Source organism: Sphaerisporangium album (assembly GCF_003323745.1).
GTDB classification, from domain to species: Bacteria; Actinomycetota; Actinomycetes; order Streptosporangiales; family Streptosporangiaceae; genus Sphaerisporangium; species Sphaerisporangium album.
In genome coordinates, this window is record NZ_QOIL01000002.1 from 173,564 (window position 1) to 188,047 (window position 14,484).

The window sequence follows — 14,484 nt, forward strand, 5'->3', positions numbered from 1 at the left end:
GCGATCGGGCGGGCGGGGGTTGGCGCGCCGGGCCCGCCAACCCACGGACGACTTCCCGGTCGAGGAGTGAGCTGACCAGGGGCGATCAGGCGGGCGGGGTTGGTGCGCCGAGTCGGCCGGGGGGACGAGTCGGCGGAGGTGGGGGCTAGCGGGCGAATTCGGTGGCGCGGGATTCTCTTACCACGGTGATGCGGATCTGGCCGGGGTAGGTCAGTTCCTCTTCCACCTGTTTGGCCACGTCACGGGCGATGACCTGGGCCTGGATGTCGTCGATCGCCTCGGGGCGGACCATCACCCGGATCTCGCGGCCGGCCTGCATGGCGAAGACCTTCTCGACGCCGTCGTAGGACTGGGCGATCTCCTCCAGCCGCTCCAGCCGCTTGACGTACGCCTCCAGGGACTCGCGCCGGGCTCCCGGGCGGCTGCCGCTGATGGCGTCGGCGGCCTGGGTGAGCACCGCCTCGACCGTGCGGACCTCCACCTCGTTGTGGTGCGCCTCGATGGCGTGGACGACGTCCTCGTGCTCGCCGTACCGCCGGGCGATCTCGGCGCCGATCAGGGCGTGGCTGCCCTCGACCTCGTGGGTGAGCGCCTTGCCGATGTCGTGCAGGACCGTGCACCGCTTGAGCATCATCGGGTCCAGGCGCAGCTCGGAGGCCATGATGCCGGCGATGTGCGCCGACTCGACGAGGTGCTTGAGGACGTTCTGCCCGTAGGAGGTGCGGTAGCGGAGCTGGCCGAGCAGCATGATCAGCTCGGGGTGCATGTCGGTGATGCCCAGCTCCACCAAAGCGTCCTCGCCGGCACGCACGCAGAGGTCCTTGACCTCCTCCTTGCTGCGCTCGTACGCCTCCTCGATGCGCTGCGGGTGGATGCGGCCGTCCAGGACGAGCTTTTCGAGGGTGAGCCGGGCGGTCTCCCGCCGGACCGGGTCGAAGCAGGACAGGAGCACCGCTTCGGGGGTGTCGTCGATGATCAGGTTGACGCCGGTGGTCGACTCGAACGCGCGGATGTTGCGGCCCTCACGGCCGATGATGCGGCCCTTCATCTCGTCGCCCGGCAGGTGGAGCACGCTCACCACCGACTCGGCGGTCTGCTCGGTGGCGACGCGCTGCACGGCCAGCGTGACGATCTTGATGGCGCGCTTCTCGCCTTCCTTGCGGGCCTCGCTCTCGATCTCCCGGACGATCAGCGCGGCCTCGCGCTTGGCCTGGTTCTCGATGGTCATGACCAGCTCGGCCTTGGCCTGGTCGGCGGTCAGGCCGGCGACGCGCTCCAGCACCTCGCGGCGCTGGTTCTCGACCTGGTCGAGCTCGACGCGCCGCCCGGCGAGCTCGGTCTCGGCCTCGGTGAGCTTTCTGGCGGTCTCGGCCTGCCGGCGGCTCTCCTCGTCGAGCCGCTCCTCGCGCTCGGCGAGGCGGTGCTCCCGGCGCTCCAGGTCGGATCTGAGCTCCTTGAGCTCGCCCTTGAGCGAGCGGGCCTCGTCCTCGACCTCCTTGCGCATGCGCAGCGCGTTCTCGGCGGCCGCCTCGGCCTTGCGGACCATCTCACCGGCGTCGGTCTCGGCCTTGACACGGATCTCAAGGCCTTCGCGTCGCGCCTGTTCCAGCTCGGCGTGGACGCCCGCGAGCTGCTCGGCGGTCGGACCGTGCCTGCCGGCGCGGTCGCCGCCGGTGCGGCGTATCAGCACGACGAGGGCGACAATCGCGATGAGCGCCAGCAGGACAACGGCTACCGCCAGCGTGATCACGATCGTCGAATTCATGCGCGCCAACCCTCCTCGCGTCGCGAGCTTGAGCACGCGAGGGCCACACGCACGGCACGGACTCGCCCGAGCGGGCGATTCTTGTCAGACAAATATTGTCCAACGCCCGGACACGAAGGCATCCGGCCGCTGGGTGTGATCGGTCTAGATCGTCCGTCGAACACCGTTATGGCAATCCGCACTGCGCGGAGTAGCTCCTCACTGTGGTCGAGATTAAGCGTCAGAGAGGTAACGAGCAAGCAAAGTCCGCCCGTCAAGCCAGTTTTGCACCCTAGGTCCGGCCGGGCGGGGTCCCCCGTCGTCGACATCGCGCCTGATGAATCCCACTATGTCGCCCAGGGGGCGAAAAGTCCGCTTAACGGCGCTCGGGGGCTCCTTCGGCCCCTCCTCTTGGTACACGCCGGGTTCGGATATTTTTCGCCGCCCCGAGCACGTTCACGGGACGCGGGGGTATGGGGGCGCCATGGCAGAGATCGGTTATACGCTCATGTGCGAGCAGACTCCCGCCCGGCAGCTGGTCGAGGACGCCGTCAGCGCCGAACGCGCGGGGTTCGACTACGAAGTCATGTCCGACCACTACTTCCCGTGGCTCGAGGAGATGGGCCACTCGCCGTACGCCTGGTCGGTGCTGGGCGCGGTCGCCTGCGCCACCGAGCGCATCCCGCTGATGACCTACGTCACCTGCCCGATCATGCGCTACCACCCGGCCGTGGTGGCCCAGAAGGCCGCCACGATGGGCGCGCTGTCGGAGGGGCGGTTCACGCTGGGGCTCGGGGCGGGTGAGAACCTCAACGAGCACGTCATCGGCCGGGGCTGGCCGCCGGTGAACATCCGCCACGAGATGTTCGGCGAGGCCGTCGAGATCATCCAGGCGTTGTTCGGCGGGGACTACATCAGCTACCGGGGCGACCACTACACCGTCGACTCGGCGAAGCTGTACGACCTGCCGGACGAGCCGGTGCCCGTCGGCATCGCGGCGTCCGGGCCGCAGTCGGCGGACCTCGCCGCGGAGTACGGCGACGCGCTCATCGCGGTCCACCCCGACGCCGACCTGGTGAATCGCTTCCACGCCACCGGAGGCGAGGGCAAGCCCGTCTACGGCCAGCTCGCGGTCTGCTACGACACCGACGCCGAGGCGGCCAAGGAGCGGGCCCACCGGCTGTGGAGGTGGTTCGCCGCGGACTGGAAGGTCCTGTCCGAGCTGCCGGGACCGGTGAACTTCGCGTCGTACGCGAAGTTCGTCCGCCCGGACGACGTCGCCTCCCAGGTGCCCTGCGGCGACGACCCCGACAAGGTCGTCGAGGCCGTCAAGAAGTTCATCGACGCGGGGTTCACGCACGTCGCGCTGGTCCAGATCGGCGCCGAGCACCAGCAGGAGTTCCTGACGTGGGCGGAGAAGGAACTCCTCCCGGCACTCCGCGACCTGTGACCACTCCGCGACGTGTGACCACTCCGCGACGTGTGACCACTCCGCGACGTGCGACCGCGTGGCGACCGGTGACCGCGCCGTGAGCCGAGGGCGCGCGTCCTACCGGAAGATCTGCTGGTAGAACGCCAGCTCGGCGGCGAGGGCGGCGCTCCTGGTTTCGGCGCGGCCGAAACCGTGCCCCTCACCCTCGAAGGACAGGTAGGTGCACGGGACACCGCGTTCGTCGAGCACCGCCACGAACGCCTCCGCCTGCGCCGGAGGCACCACGAGGTCGTCCTGGCCCTGCATCAGCAGCATCGGGCAGTCGATCTGGCCCGCCCTGGACAGCGGCTCCCGCGTGGCGTACAGCGCGGGGTTCTCCGGGCCGACCAGCCATTCGACGTACCGGGACTCGAAGTCGTGGGTCGTGGCGGCCAGCGGAGCGAGCGCGCTGACGCCCGCGATCGAGACGCCGCCGCAGAACAGCCCGGTGGCGCAGCAGGCCGCCATGGCCGTCCAGCCGCCGGCGCCCGCGCCGCGGATCGCGATGCGCTCGGGGTCGGCGAGCCCGGCCGAGAGCAGCCACTCGGCGGCGGCGATCACGTCCTCGACGTCGACGGCGCCCCACCGGCCCTTCAAACGTTCGCGGTAGGCGCGCCCGTAGCCGGTGGACCCGCCGTAGTTCACGTCGATCACGCCGATGCCGCGGCTGGTGAGGAACGCCTTGTGGAGGTCGAGCGCGGTGACGCCGTGCGCCGCGGGGCCGCCGTGCGCGAACACGACGTACGGCGGCGCGACCTCGTCGAGGGGCACGGCGGGGTTGGCCGGGGAGTACACGTAGGCGTGCACGCGGCGCCCGAACCGGCTGTGGATCTCGACGGGCCGGGGAACCGGCAGGTAGGCCGCGTCGGGCGGCTCGCCGATGTCGCTGCGCAGGCTCTCGACGGCTGTGCCCGTGCCCGTACCCGTGCCTGTACCGACGTCGACCCGCACGACCGACCGGGAGATTGTCGCGGAGTAGGCGATGCCGCACACCGTGGAGCCGTCGGCGTCCAGGCACGGCTCCCAGCCGTCATAGGGCTGCGGCGGTTCCGTCATCTCGCCCGTGCGGGGGTCGAGGACGCCGAGCCGCAGGTCGCCGCGCCCGTGGACGACCGCGAGCCGCCCGTCGGCGAGGACCGCGTACGGCGCGGCGCCGAGCCGCTGGGGCGCCCAGGCGAACTCCTCCTCGGCGGGGAACAGCGCGCGCGACGACGAGCCGTCCACGCGGGCCTCCTCCAGGTTCCACCACCCGGACCGGTCGGTCAGCAGGTAGAGGTGGCCGGGCCCGTTCCACCGGGGCGCCAGCACCGACTCCTCGGGGCCTCCCGTGACGCACCAGGAGGCGCCGTCGGTCAGCCTGGTGACGCGCAGCTCGGTGCCGACCCAGGGCATGCGGGGGTGGTCCCAGCAGATGTACGCGAGGTGCTCGCCATCGGCGGACGGCATGGGGGAGGCGTAGAAGTCGCTGCCCGTGACGCGCTGCCGGGGCTCGCCGCCGGCCAGGGGGATCGACACGATCGACCGGGCCACCTTGCCGTCGCCGCCGTGGCGTTCCTGGACGCACCACACCTCGCCCGCGTGGACCGTCAGGTCGGCGTAGCGCAGCCCGCACGCCACACCAGGCTCGGGGGTGATCGGGCGGGGTGTCGCGCCCCCGGCGGGCAGCAGGTACAGCCGCTGGTCGGCGTGCTCGGCGAACACCACGTCGCCCTCGGGCGTCACGGCGTACGAGCGGCCTCCGTACTCGTGGACGCGGGTGCGGGCGTCCCAGGGCGCGGGCAGAAGCTCGCGGCACGTGCCGCGCGCGTCGCGGTGGACGATGGTGCGCCTGCCGCCTTCGGTGGGCCGTTCCTCCTCCCACCAGATCTCTTCGCCGACGACCGCCGGGTGACCGGGCCGCACGCCGGACCGGACGACTTCGGCGGTGGAGATCGGCGAGGGCCAGGCACCGAACCGGGGAACGGGGCGCCCGGACATGCGCTCGGGGGGCATAGCCGAATCCTGCCGGAAAACGAGACGCGGTGTGGTCGCTACGGAGCCGATCGTGGTCCCGGGTAGGTTCGCAAAGCGGGTGGGACCGGGTATTTCGCGGCAAGCGAGCCGAGGTGGCGGATCACCGCGCGCCGCCAGGCGCCGTCGTCGAACATCGCCCGCAGCGCGTCGTCCACGCCCGCGCGAAGGTCGTCCCGGGCGACCGCGATGCCGTATCCCTCCCGCGAGAAGGTGCGCCCGACCAGCCGGACGGCCTCGGGGGAGCGGGCGGCGAGCCCGGCGAGTACGGCCGCGTCACCGGTGACCGCGTGCACTCGCCCGGAGGCGAGCCGCCTGGCGCAGTCCTCCGCCGTCGAGACGGTCAGGAAGGCCCGCTGCCAGGCCGCGCCGAACCGGGCCACCAGGGGGGCGGGGGAGGCCGTGCAGACCCGCTTCTGGGTGAGGTCGCGCAGGCGGCGGACGGTCATGTCGCCCGCGCCCGCGAGGATGTCCTGGCCGGAGACCAGGTAGGGCCCCGCGACGGACGGCGGGCCGGGGGCGTCCACCGGCAGGGGTTCTCCCATGGCGAGGTCGGCGGGCGGCGAGCCCGGGGCGGTCACGTAGCGGACCTGGTCGTCCCGGTAGCCGAGCCGCCGCGCGACGTAGCCCGCCACCTCGATCTCGAACCCCGCGTACCCGCCGGACGGCGACACGTCGGCCAGCCCGGGACGGCCGGGGCGTACGCCGATCACCAGCGAGCCGTGGCCGCCCCCGCAGCCCGCGAGGACGGTCGGCGTCGCGAACAGCCCCGCCAGCAGCACCCACCTCAGCGCCGGCACCGACGGTAGCCTGGCGCCGGGCCGGCGGCGCGCGGGTGGTGGCGTGGCGGGCCGTGTCCTGCTCATTCGCAGTATTAGAGCCGCCCCGCCGCGCCCCCGCCCGCGATAGGGCGGAAGTTTTACGCGACGGCCCCTCCCACGAGGTACGCGGCGCCGCTCGCACGGTCGCGCGGCGCCGCCTCCGCACGGTCTTACGCGGCGCCGCCTCGCAGGGGACCTACGTGGCGCCGCCTCCGACGCCCACGGCGGTCGGCGCGCCGACCACGGTCGCGGTCGTCTTGGAACTGCGCCTGCTCCGACGTTCGAGCCGGTTGGCGACGTAGCTCAGGGCCAGGTTGATCGCGATGTAGACGAGCGAGATGACGATCGCGCTCGGGATGAGGTTGCCGAAGTTGGACGGGATCTGCTTGAGCCCGTAGTTCAGCAGTTCCTCGTAGGCGATGACCCACCCCAGGGCGGTGTCCTTGAGCAGGACCACCATCTGGCTCACGATCGCGGGCATCATCGCCGTGGTCGCCTGCGGCAGCAGGATGAGCCGCATGACGCCGCCCTTGCGCAGCCCGAGCGAGTACCCGGCCTCCGACTGCCCGCGCGGCACCGACAGGATGCCCGCGCGGAACACCTCGGCGAGCACCGAGCCGTTGTACAGCGTCAGGCCGATCACCACGGCGGCGAAGGCGGGCACGCTGACGGTGTAGCCGCTGATCGTCGCGGGCCCCGCCTGGGCGAAGAAGATCAGCAGGAGCAGGGGGATCGCGCGGAAGAACTCGACGACCGCGCCCGCCGGCACGCGGATCCAGGCGTGGTCGGAGAGCCTGCCCAGGCCGAAGACGACGCCGAACACCAGCGCGAGCACGGCCGAGACGACCGCGGCCTCCAGGGTGGCGACGATGCCGGGGATGATCTGGCCCGTCCAGACCTGGGCCTCCAGGAACGGTTGCCACAGCTTGCCCTCGAACTGGCCCTTGTCGGCCAGTCCCTTGATCACGACGTACGCGATCGCGAGCAGGACGACGGCCGACACCAGGGTGAGGATGTTGTTGCGCAGCCGTGCCCGGGGACCCGGCGCGTCGAACAGGACGCTGGTGGTGCTCACGCGTCCCCCTTCCGTAGGGCGCGCTCGCCGCGCGGGACGGTCATCGGCTCACCGCCATGCGCTTGGCGAGCCAGCCGAAGAAGAAGCCGGTGGGCAGCGTCAGCACCATGTACCCGGCCGCGAATCCCATGAAGATCGGCAGCGTGCCGCCGTAGTCGTCGAACATCTGCTTCATGACCGAGGACGCCTCGATGTAGCCGGCCACGATCACGATGGTCGTGTTCTTGGTCAGCGCGATCAGGATGCTGCCCAGCGGGGCGATGACCGAGCGGAACGCCTGGGGGAGCACCACGAGCCGCAGCGACTGAGTGAACGTCAGCCCGATGGCGCGCGCGGCCTCGGCCTGCCCGTTCGGCACGGTGTTGATGCCGGACCGCAGCGCCTCGCACACGAACGACGCGGTGTACGCGGACAGGCCGAGCACTGCCCACCAGTAGTAGTTCGTCGGAGAGTCGCCGGACAGCGTGTACTGCAGGGTGTCGCTCAGCCCCAGCGCGCACAGCAGCAGCACGAGCGTGAGAGGGGTGTTGCGCAGGATGTTGACGTAGAACGTGCCGGCGGCCCGCAGGACGGGCGTGGGGGACACGCGCATCGCGACCAGAACCGTCCCGAGGATCAGCGCCAGCAGGGCGCTCATCAGGGTCAGGCGGATCGTCGACCAGAAGCCGGTGAGGATCGTGGTGAACTCTTGCGCGAGCGGACTGAAGTCGAGAAGTGATTCCATCGTGCTCCACCGGAGACGGGGAGCGCCGGTGAGGAAGCCTCACCGGCGCGGGGAACGGGGGTCAGCTGCAACCCTCGGCGGGTGGCGCGCCGGTGGCCGTGAACTGCAGACCGGTGCCGCTGAAGTGCTTTTCGAACAGCTTCTGGATGGTCCCGTCCTGGTACATCTTCGTGATGGCCTTGTTGACCGCCTCGCAGGTCTCCTTGTCGCCCTTCTTCAGGCCGACGCCGTACTTCTCGTCGGTGAACGGGGCGCCGGTGACCTTCAGCGACGAGCCCTCGCGCTTGGCGAACCCGGCGAGGATCATGTCGTCGGTGGTCACGGCGTCGATGGCGTTGCCCTTGAGCTTGGTGACGCACTCCTCGTAGGCGCCGGCCGGGACGAGCTGGACCTCGACCTTCTTGTTCTCCTTGTTGGTGCCCTCGGCGATGTTCTTCCAGGAGTTGGAGCCGGTGACCTGGCAGATGCGCTTGCCCTTGAGGGAGTCCAGCGAGGTGATGGAGGTGTCGTCCGAGCGCACCAGCGTGTCCTGGTGGGCGATGTAGAAGGGGCCGCCGAAGGTGACCTTGGGCTTGCGGGCCTCGGTGATGGAGTAGGTGGCGACGATCATGTCGACCTGCCCCTGCTGGAGGAACGTTTCGCGGTTGGCCGAGCGCGCCTCCTTCCAGGTGATGCCGGACTCCGGCACGCCCAGCTCGCCCGCGAGGTACTTCGCCACGTCGACGTCGAAGCCCTCGACCGTGCCGTCGGGCTTCTTCAGGCCGAGACCGGGCTGGTCGTACTTGACGCCGATGGTGAGCTTCTTGTCGTTCTTGGCCTTCTCGATGGCCGACGTGGGACCGCTGTTGCCACAGGCGGCGAGGCTGCCGGCCAGTGCCGCGGCAGATAGGAGAAGGGCCCCGATCTGTCGTGAACGCATGTGCGTGTACCTCAGCTTTCTTGGTGGTCCTGCCTGACGTGCGGTCGGTGCTCGCCACGGTGCGACGGAGGCGCCGGGATCGCGGCGATGGTATGTACGCCGGCGCGGTGCCGCCAGGGCGACGTGCCGGACTGTGCGCGAAGTCGGTCGGCCGGGGGGCGCACGCGCTCAGTGGGTGAGGATCTTGGACAGAAAGTCCCTGGCCCTGTCCGTGCCGGCGTTGGTGAAGAACTCGTCGGGGGTGTTCTCCTCGACGATCTGGCCTTCGGACATGAACACGACGCGGTTGGCGGCGCGGCGGGCGAAGCCCATCTCGTGGGTCACGACCACCATGGTCATGCCGTCCCGGGCCAGGCCGATCATGACGTCGAGCACCTCCTGCACCATCTCCGGGTCCAGCGCCGACGTCGGCTCGTCGAAGAGGATCATCTTCGGGTCCATCGCGAGGGCGCGCGCGATGGCCGTGCGCTGCTGCTGGCCTCCGGAGAGCTGGGCCGGGTACTTCCGCGCCTGGCTGGCGATTCCGACGCGTTCGAGCAGCTCCATGCCGCGCTTCTCGGCCTGCTCGCGCCCGACGCCCCTGACCTTGATCGGGCCCAGCGTGACGTTCTCCAGGATCGTCTTGTGGGCGAACAGGTTGAAGCTCTGGAACACCATGCCGACGTCGGACCGCAGGCGGGCCAGCGCCTTGCCCTCCGCGGGCAGCGGCTTCCCGTCGAAGGTGATCGTGCCCGAGTCGATGGTCTCCAGCCGGTTCATGGCCCGGCACAGCGTCGACTTGCCGCCTCCCGACGGGCCGATCACGACGACGACCTCACCCCGGTTGACCGTCAGGTTGATGTCCCTGAGCACGTGCAGGGCACCGAAGCTCTTGTTGACGTTCTCGACTCTGACGAGAGGAGTCGCGTCCCCGTTCTCCGTCATGCTGGACAACGTAAGTGGTCAAGGCCGCCGGTCACTAACCGGGCGGTACCGATCGCATCACGGCCTGGTCACGAGGGGAAGAGAATCAGGGACAGACCGGGGAGAGTGCGGCGGACCTCCCGATGCGCCTACCCTTGTCTGTTGAGATGAGTGTCACCGAGGAGCGCGCCCGCACCTACGAGGTCCGCACGTACGGGTGCCAGATGAACGTCCACGACTCCGAGCGCCTCTCCGGGCTGCTGGAGGACGCGGGTTACGTTCGGGCGGACGACGGGGAGACGGCCGACGTGGTCGTCTTCAACACCTGCGCGGTCCGCGAGAACGCCGACAACCGGTTGTACGGCAACCTGGGGCACCTGCGCCCGGCCAAGGTGCGCAACCCCGGCATGCAGATCGCCGTGGGCGGCTGCCTGGCGCAGAAGGACCAGGGCGAGATCGTCCGCAGGGCCCCGTGGGTCGACGTGGTCTTCGGCACGCACAACATCGGCTCGCTGCCGGTGCTGCTGGAGCGCGCGCGCATCGCGAACGAGGCGCAGGTCGAGATCAAGGAGTCGCTGGAGGTCTTCCCCAGCACGCTGCCGACCAAGCGCGAGTCGCCGTACGCCGCGTGGGTGTCGATCTCGGTCGGCTGCAACAACACCTGCACGTTCTGCATCGTCCCGGCCCTGCGCGGCAAGGAGAAGGACCGCCGGCCGGGCGACATCCTCGGCGAGGTCCGCTCGCTGGTCGACCTCGGCGTCCTGGAGGTCACCCTCCTCGGGCAGAACGTCAACACCTACGGCGTGGAGTTCGGCGACCGGCTGGCGTTCGGCAAGCTCCTGCGCGCCTGCGGCGACGTCGAAGGCCTGGAGCGCGTGCGGTTCACCTCGCCGCACCCGGCCGCCTTCACCGACGACGTCATCGCCGCCATGGCCGAGACGCCGAACGTCATGCACCAGCTGCACATGCCGCTCCAGTCGGGGTCCGACCGGGTGCTGAAGGCGATGCGCCGCTCCTACCGCGCCGAGCGCTACCTCGGCATCATCGATCGGGTGCGGGCCGCGATGCCCGACGCCGCGATCTCCACGGACATCATCGTCGGCTTCCCCGGCGAGACGGAGGAGGACTTCCAGGGCACGCTGGAGGTCGTCCGCCGCTCCCGCTTCGCCAACGCCTTCACCTTCCAGTACTCCATCCGCCCCGGCACGCCCGCGGCCACGATGGACGGCCAGGTGCCCAAGGAGGTCGTCCAGGAGCGCTACGAGCGGCTGGTGGCCCTTCAGGAGGACATCTCCTGGTCGGAGAACAAGGCGCAGGTCGGCCGCACGCTGGAGGTCCTGGTCGCGGAGGGCGAGGGACGCAAGGACGACGCCACGCGCCGCATGTCCGGGCGGGCCCCCGACAACCGGCTGGTCCACTTCGTCCCCGCCGAGGGCGCGGTGCCCCGGCCGGGGGACATGGTCACCGTCCAGGTGACGTACGCCGCGCCGCACCACCTCGTGGCCGACGGGCCCGCCCTGGCGCTGCGCCGCACCCGCGCGGGCGACGCGTGGGAGGCGCGCGAGAGCGCCGCCTGCGGTACCGGGGGCGGTTCCGGCAAGCCGGGCGCGGTGTCGCTGGGCATGCCCGCGCTGCGGCGATCCTGACGCCGCTCTGGAAACCGGCGCGCGGCCGGGTGCGATGCCGATCCCGGGGCGGGTGGTGAAGCCGGTCCGGGAGCCGGCTCCGCGTCCGCTTCCGGAACCGGTCAGGAGCCGTGGCCGCCGATCAGGCGGTCGCAGTAGTACCGGCGGAAGTCGGTGAACCTCGCGCACGGGTCTCCCATCGGATAGGGAGGCCGGTCCTGGACGCCCGGAGGCGTCCGCGTGGTCGTGTCCCGCTCTCCCCGGGGCGGGTCGTGACGTGGCCCGTGCCACGGCGGGGAGGGCGTCCGGCGGGGCGGCGCGGGCGTCTCCCGACGCGGCGGGCGCTCGTGCGGGGGGTTCGGTTTGTGCGGAGTCGCAGGGGCGCGCTTGTACGGCGGGCCCGGCGCGTGCGGGGTCCCGCGTAACGCGCCGTCCGTGAGCGTTGCGGCCCGGCGCGCGCCCTGATCATGCCCCTGCGCCCGGTCGGCGTGCGCCCGCCGGGCCCCCTCGGGGAGGCGTACGACCGGGACGAGCGCCGTCCACCGCCCCCCGGGAAGCTGCCGCCCGGACATTTCCGCAGGAAGATCGGGGGTCCGGTGTTCGAATGGCGGGTCGTCCCCGGAGGCGGACTCGGCGCCCGAGCGCGCGATCGGAGCGGTCGCCGCGCTCGACGGCCGGGACGCCGGATCGCCCGGCGCGGGCGGCGTTCCGGGGTCCGTTGGAGCGGTTCCGTGGGTGATCGCCAGGCCCGCGAGGGCGAAGAACGCCGTCACGCCGCCGACGGCGGCGACTGTTCGAAATGAGATCGGTCCAAGTGTTGACAAGTCGTGATTCTTCCGTGATTGGGGTGCGGTAAATCGGCCTGTGGGGCTAGTGTGAACGACCACTCGCGGAAGCCGGAGCGCTTTCTCCCCGATAGGCCGCAGGAGTCACCACATGGATCGGCACGACCGTCCGTCGCCGGGCCGCTACGACGAGTCCAGCCCTCTACTACCCACCGAATACCTCTCCACCGACGATTCCCCCCGGCCCCGCCAGGGCCGGCGCACCATAGTGATCAGCGCGGCCGTGGCCGTGGTCGCCGCCGCCCTCGCCGCGGGCGGGGTCGTCGCGTTGACCGGAGCCGGCTCGTCCGCCGAGCCCGTGTCCCAGAAGTCCTCGCTGCAGACATATGGGCAGGATGGGAACGCCGATGCCGGTGACGCGACCGCCGCGGCCCCGGACGACGCGTCCGAGCAGGACACCTCCGCGGGCTCCGCGTCCGGTGGATCGTCGGGCTCTGAGGGTTCGGGCGGCGGAGCCCTCGACATCTCCGGCTCCGGCGGAGGGTCGGGGGGAGGCTCGCGCGACGAGCAGCAGACCCCGGTGGCCAAGACGGCCGCACCCTCGGGCGGCGAGAGCGCGAAGAACAAGAAGAACTCCGGCGCCGAGGCTCCCCAGGGCAGCGGGGGCACGCGCCCCGGCCCGGACGGACCCGTCGGATATGTCGCCCCCTACCAGGAGCGGCCCGGCGCCTACGCCGGCCCCGGCGACGACTTCTTCCGCGACCTCGACCGCGGCGCCCCGTCGAGCCCGCCCGCCTCGCCGACGGCCAAGCCCTCCGCGAAGCCGTCCGTCAGGCCCACGACCCGCCCGCGCCTGCGGCCGACGCCCAAGCCGACCCCGAAGCCGACCGTCTCGCCCACCAAGAGCCCGACGAAGAGTCCGACCAAGTCGGCGCCCAGCCCGTCCTCGACGGCCAAGGGCCCCGCGAACGTCGTGGCCGCCGAGGACGAGGTCGCGCGCCTGACCAACGCGGCCCGTCAGGAGCAGGGCTGCGGCCCCCTGCGCATCGACGAGAAGCTGCGCCGGGCTGCCCGTGGCCACTCCGACGACATGGCGGCCAAGGGCTACTTCGACCACAACTCGCAGGACGGGCGTACGCCCTGGGACCGCATCAAGGCGGCCGGCTACACCTCGTCGATGTTCGCCGAGAACATCGCCAAGGGCCAGCAGACCCCCGAGGCCGTCGTCAAGGCCTGGCTGAACAGCCCCGGCCACCGCGCCAACATCATGAACTGCAAGCTGAAGGCCATCGGCGTCGGCGTGCACTTCGGCAGCGGCGGCCCATGGTGGACCCAGGACTTCGGCGGTACCTGATCGGCCCCCCGCCCGCCCGGGCGAAAGAGGTGAAACCCCGGCTCCCGCACGACGGGACCGGGGTTTCCCCGTTCACGGCCGTGGAAGTTCATGCCCCGGAACTCCCGCTCATGCCTCCAGGGCGGCCCCATCGGAGGCTCCAAGGGTTATGCGGTCTCCTCGTCCGGGCCTCGGCCGCCGCCGGTCCAGGGATGCGGCGGGGCGGGCTAGCCTGATCGCGTGCTAGTCGCCGCCGCCGTGTGCCCGCACCCGCCCCTGATCGTCCCCGAGGTGGCGGGCGAGGCCGCGCGAGAGCTGGACGGGCTGCGCGAGGCGTGCGTCTGCGCCGTCCGCTCGCTCGCCGCCGCCCGGCCGGACGTGCTGATCACGGTGGGCGGCGCCGAGACCACCCGCTCCTACGGGCCGGACGCGGCGGGAACCCTCGCCCCCTGGGGCGCGGACGTCCGCGTGGGGGAGGGGCCGCCGGTGCTGCCGCTGTCCCTCACCCTCGGGCGGTGGCTGCTCGACAGGGCGGACGCCGGGCTCCCCGCGGCGCACGAGGCGGTCGCGTCCGACGCCCCGCCCGAGACGTGCGCCCGGCTCGGCGCGACGCTGGCGGCCCGCGGCGAGCGCGTCGCGCTGCTGGTCATGGGGGACGGCTCGGCCAGGCTGACCGTGCAGTCGCCCGGCTACCTCCACCCGGACGCGGCCTCCTACGACGAGGCGCTCGCCCGGGCGCTCGCCGACGTGGACGCCCGTGCCCTGGCCGCGCTCGACCCCGGCGAGGCCGACGAGCTGTGGGTGGCGGGCCGCGCCGCGTTCCAGGTGCTCGCCGGGGCCGCGGGCCGCGATGCCGGTGCGACGGGCGGCGATGCGGGCACGATGCGCGGCGATGCGGGCGCGGCGGGCGGGCGGCGTCTGGCCGGGGAGCTGCTGTACGACGAGGCGCCCTATGGCGTCGGCTATTTCGTCGCCCGCTGGCTTCCGGAGTGATCCCCGAAGATCGGGACTCCGGGACGCCCGGTCATGGTTACGGTGAGAAGGACGGGCAGGGCGCCCGTCCAGGAACACACG

General features: G+C 71.6%; 12 protein-coding genes. 4 read left to right on the plus strand and 8 right to left on the minus strand.

What is annotated here, in order from left to right:
* Positions 1-145 precede the first annotated feature (145 nt).
* Complete coding sequence (gene rny, locus DQ384_RS03420) at positions 146-1,765, minus strand: ribonuclease Y (RefSeq protein WP_114027195.1); 1,620 nt, start codon at positions 1,763-1,765, stop codon at positions 146-148.
* A 463-nt stretch (positions 1,766-2,228) separates the two neighbouring features.
* Here rny and DQ384_RS03425 point away from each other — a divergent pair, with 463 nt between their 5' ends.
* Complete coding sequence (locus DQ384_RS03425; RefSeq protein WP_114027196.1) at positions 2,229-3,194, plus strand: LLM class F420-dependent oxidoreductase; 966 nt, start codon at positions 2,229-2,231, stop codon at positions 3,192-3,194.
* Between the two features lie 99 nt (positions 3,195-3,293).
* On the opposite strand, the gene DQ384_RS03430 is transcribed toward DQ384_RS03425, so the two are convergent.
* From DQ384_RS03430 to DQ384_RS03455, 6 genes are all read right to left on the minus strand, one after another.
* Entirely contained in the window at positions 3,294-5,207 is a 1,914-nt protein-coding gene (locus DQ384_RS03430; RefSeq protein WP_114027197.1) for a dipeptidyl-peptidase 5, read from the minus strand.
* Positions 5,208-5,245: 38 nt separating this feature from the next.
* Entirely contained in the window at positions 5,246-6,025 is a 780-nt protein-coding gene (locus DQ384_RS03435; protein WP_181870996.1) for a type 2 periplasmic-binding domain-containing protein, read from the minus strand.
* A 217-nt stretch (positions 6,026-6,242) separates the two neighbouring features.
* The gene (locus tag DQ384_RS03440) at positions 6,243-7,121 is read right to left on the minus strand and encodes an amino acid ABC transporter permease (RefSeq protein WP_114027199.1); all 879 of its coding nucleotides are present in this window, start codon (positions 7,119-7,121) and stop codon (positions 6,243-6,245) included.
* 40 nt (positions 7,122-7,161) lie between these two features.
* Positions 7,162-7,845 carry an amino acid ABC transporter permease gene (locus DQ384_RS03445; RefSeq protein WP_114027200.1) on the minus strand — a complete coding sequence of 228 codons (684 nt, stop codon included), beginning with the start codon at positions 7,843-7,845 and terminating at the stop codon, positions 7,162-7,164.
* A 61-nt stretch (positions 7,846-7,906) separates the two neighbouring features.
* A complete protein-coding gene (locus tag DQ384_RS03450) occupies positions 7,907-8,764 on the minus strand; it encodes a glutamate ABC transporter substrate-binding protein (RefSeq protein WP_114027201.1) in 858 nt (285 codons plus the stop codon).
* 168 nt (positions 8,765-8,932) lie between these two features.
* Complete coding sequence (locus tag DQ384_RS03455) at positions 8,933-9,688, minus strand: amino acid ABC transporter ATP-binding protein (RefSeq protein WP_114027202.1); 756 nt, start codon at positions 9,686-9,688, stop codon at positions 8,933-8,935.
* A 146-nt stretch (positions 9,689-9,834) separates the two neighbouring features.
* On the opposite strand from DQ384_RS03455, the gene miaB reads away from it, so the two are divergent.
* Positions 9,835-11,313, plus strand: a complete 1,479-nt coding sequence (gene miaB / locus DQ384_RS03460; RefSeq protein ID WP_114027203.1) for a tRNA (N6-isopentenyl adenosine(37)-C2)-methylthiotransferase MiaB — start codon at positions 9,835-9,837, stop codon at positions 11,311-11,313.
* Positions 11,314-11,414: 101 nt separating this feature from the next.
* Here miaB and DQ384_RS40230 read toward each other — a convergent pair whose 3' ends face one another.
* Positions 11,415-12,065, minus strand: coding sequence for a hypothetical protein (locus DQ384_RS40230; protein WP_147268612.1), 651 nt, complete (start codon positions 12,063-12,065; stop codon positions 11,415-11,417).
* A gap of 163 nt (positions 12,066-12,228) precedes the next feature.
* Between DQ384_RS40230 and DQ384_RS42055 the strand changes: the two genes are divergently transcribed.
* On the plus strand, positions 12,229-13,431 hold the full coding sequence (locus DQ384_RS42055) for a CAP domain-containing protein (protein WP_220182761.1): 1,203 nt from the start codon (positions 12,229-12,231) through the stop codon (positions 13,429-13,431).
* Positions 13,432-13,650: 219 nt separating this feature from the next.
* Positions 13,651-14,403: a class III extradiol dioxygenase subunit B-like domain-containing protein gene (locus tag DQ384_RS03470; RefSeq protein ID WP_114027204.1), complete on the plus strand. Its 753-nt coding sequence runs from the start codon at positions 13,651-13,653 to the stop codon at positions 14,401-14,403.
* Positions 14,404-14,484 lie beyond the last annotated feature (81 nt).

Coding starts and splice junctions, on each gene's coding strand:
- rny (WP_114027195.1), bottom strand. CDS start 1,765: ATGAATTCGACGATCGTGATCACGCTGGCGGTAGCCGTTGTCCTGCTG.
- DQ384_RS03425 (WP_114027196.1), top strand. CDS start 2,229: ATGGCAGAGATCGGTTATACGCTCATGTGCGAGCAGACTCCCGCCCGG.
- DQ384_RS03430 (WP_114027197.1), bottom strand. CDS start 5,207: ATGCCCCCCGAGCGCATGTCCGGGCGCCCCGTTCCCCGGTTCGGTGCC.
- DQ384_RS03445 (WP_114027200.1), bottom strand. CDS start 7,845: ATGGAATCACTTCTCGACTTCAGTCCGCTCGCGCAAGAGTTCACCACG.
- DQ384_RS03450 (WP_114027201.1), bottom strand. CDS start 8,764: ATGCGTTCACGACAGATCGGGGCCCTTCTCCTATCTGCCGCGGCACTG.
- DQ384_RS03455 (WP_114027202.1), bottom strand. CDS start 9,688: ATGACGGAGAACGGGGACGCGACTCCTCTCGTCAGAGTCGAGAACGTC.
- miaB (WP_114027203.1), top strand. CDS start 9,835: ATGAGTGTCACCGAGGAGCGCGCCCGCACCTACGAGGTCCGCACGTAC.
- DQ384_RS42055 (WP_220182761.1), top strand. CDS start 12,229: ATGGATCGGCACGACCGTCCGTCGCCGGGCCGCTACGACGAGTCCAGC.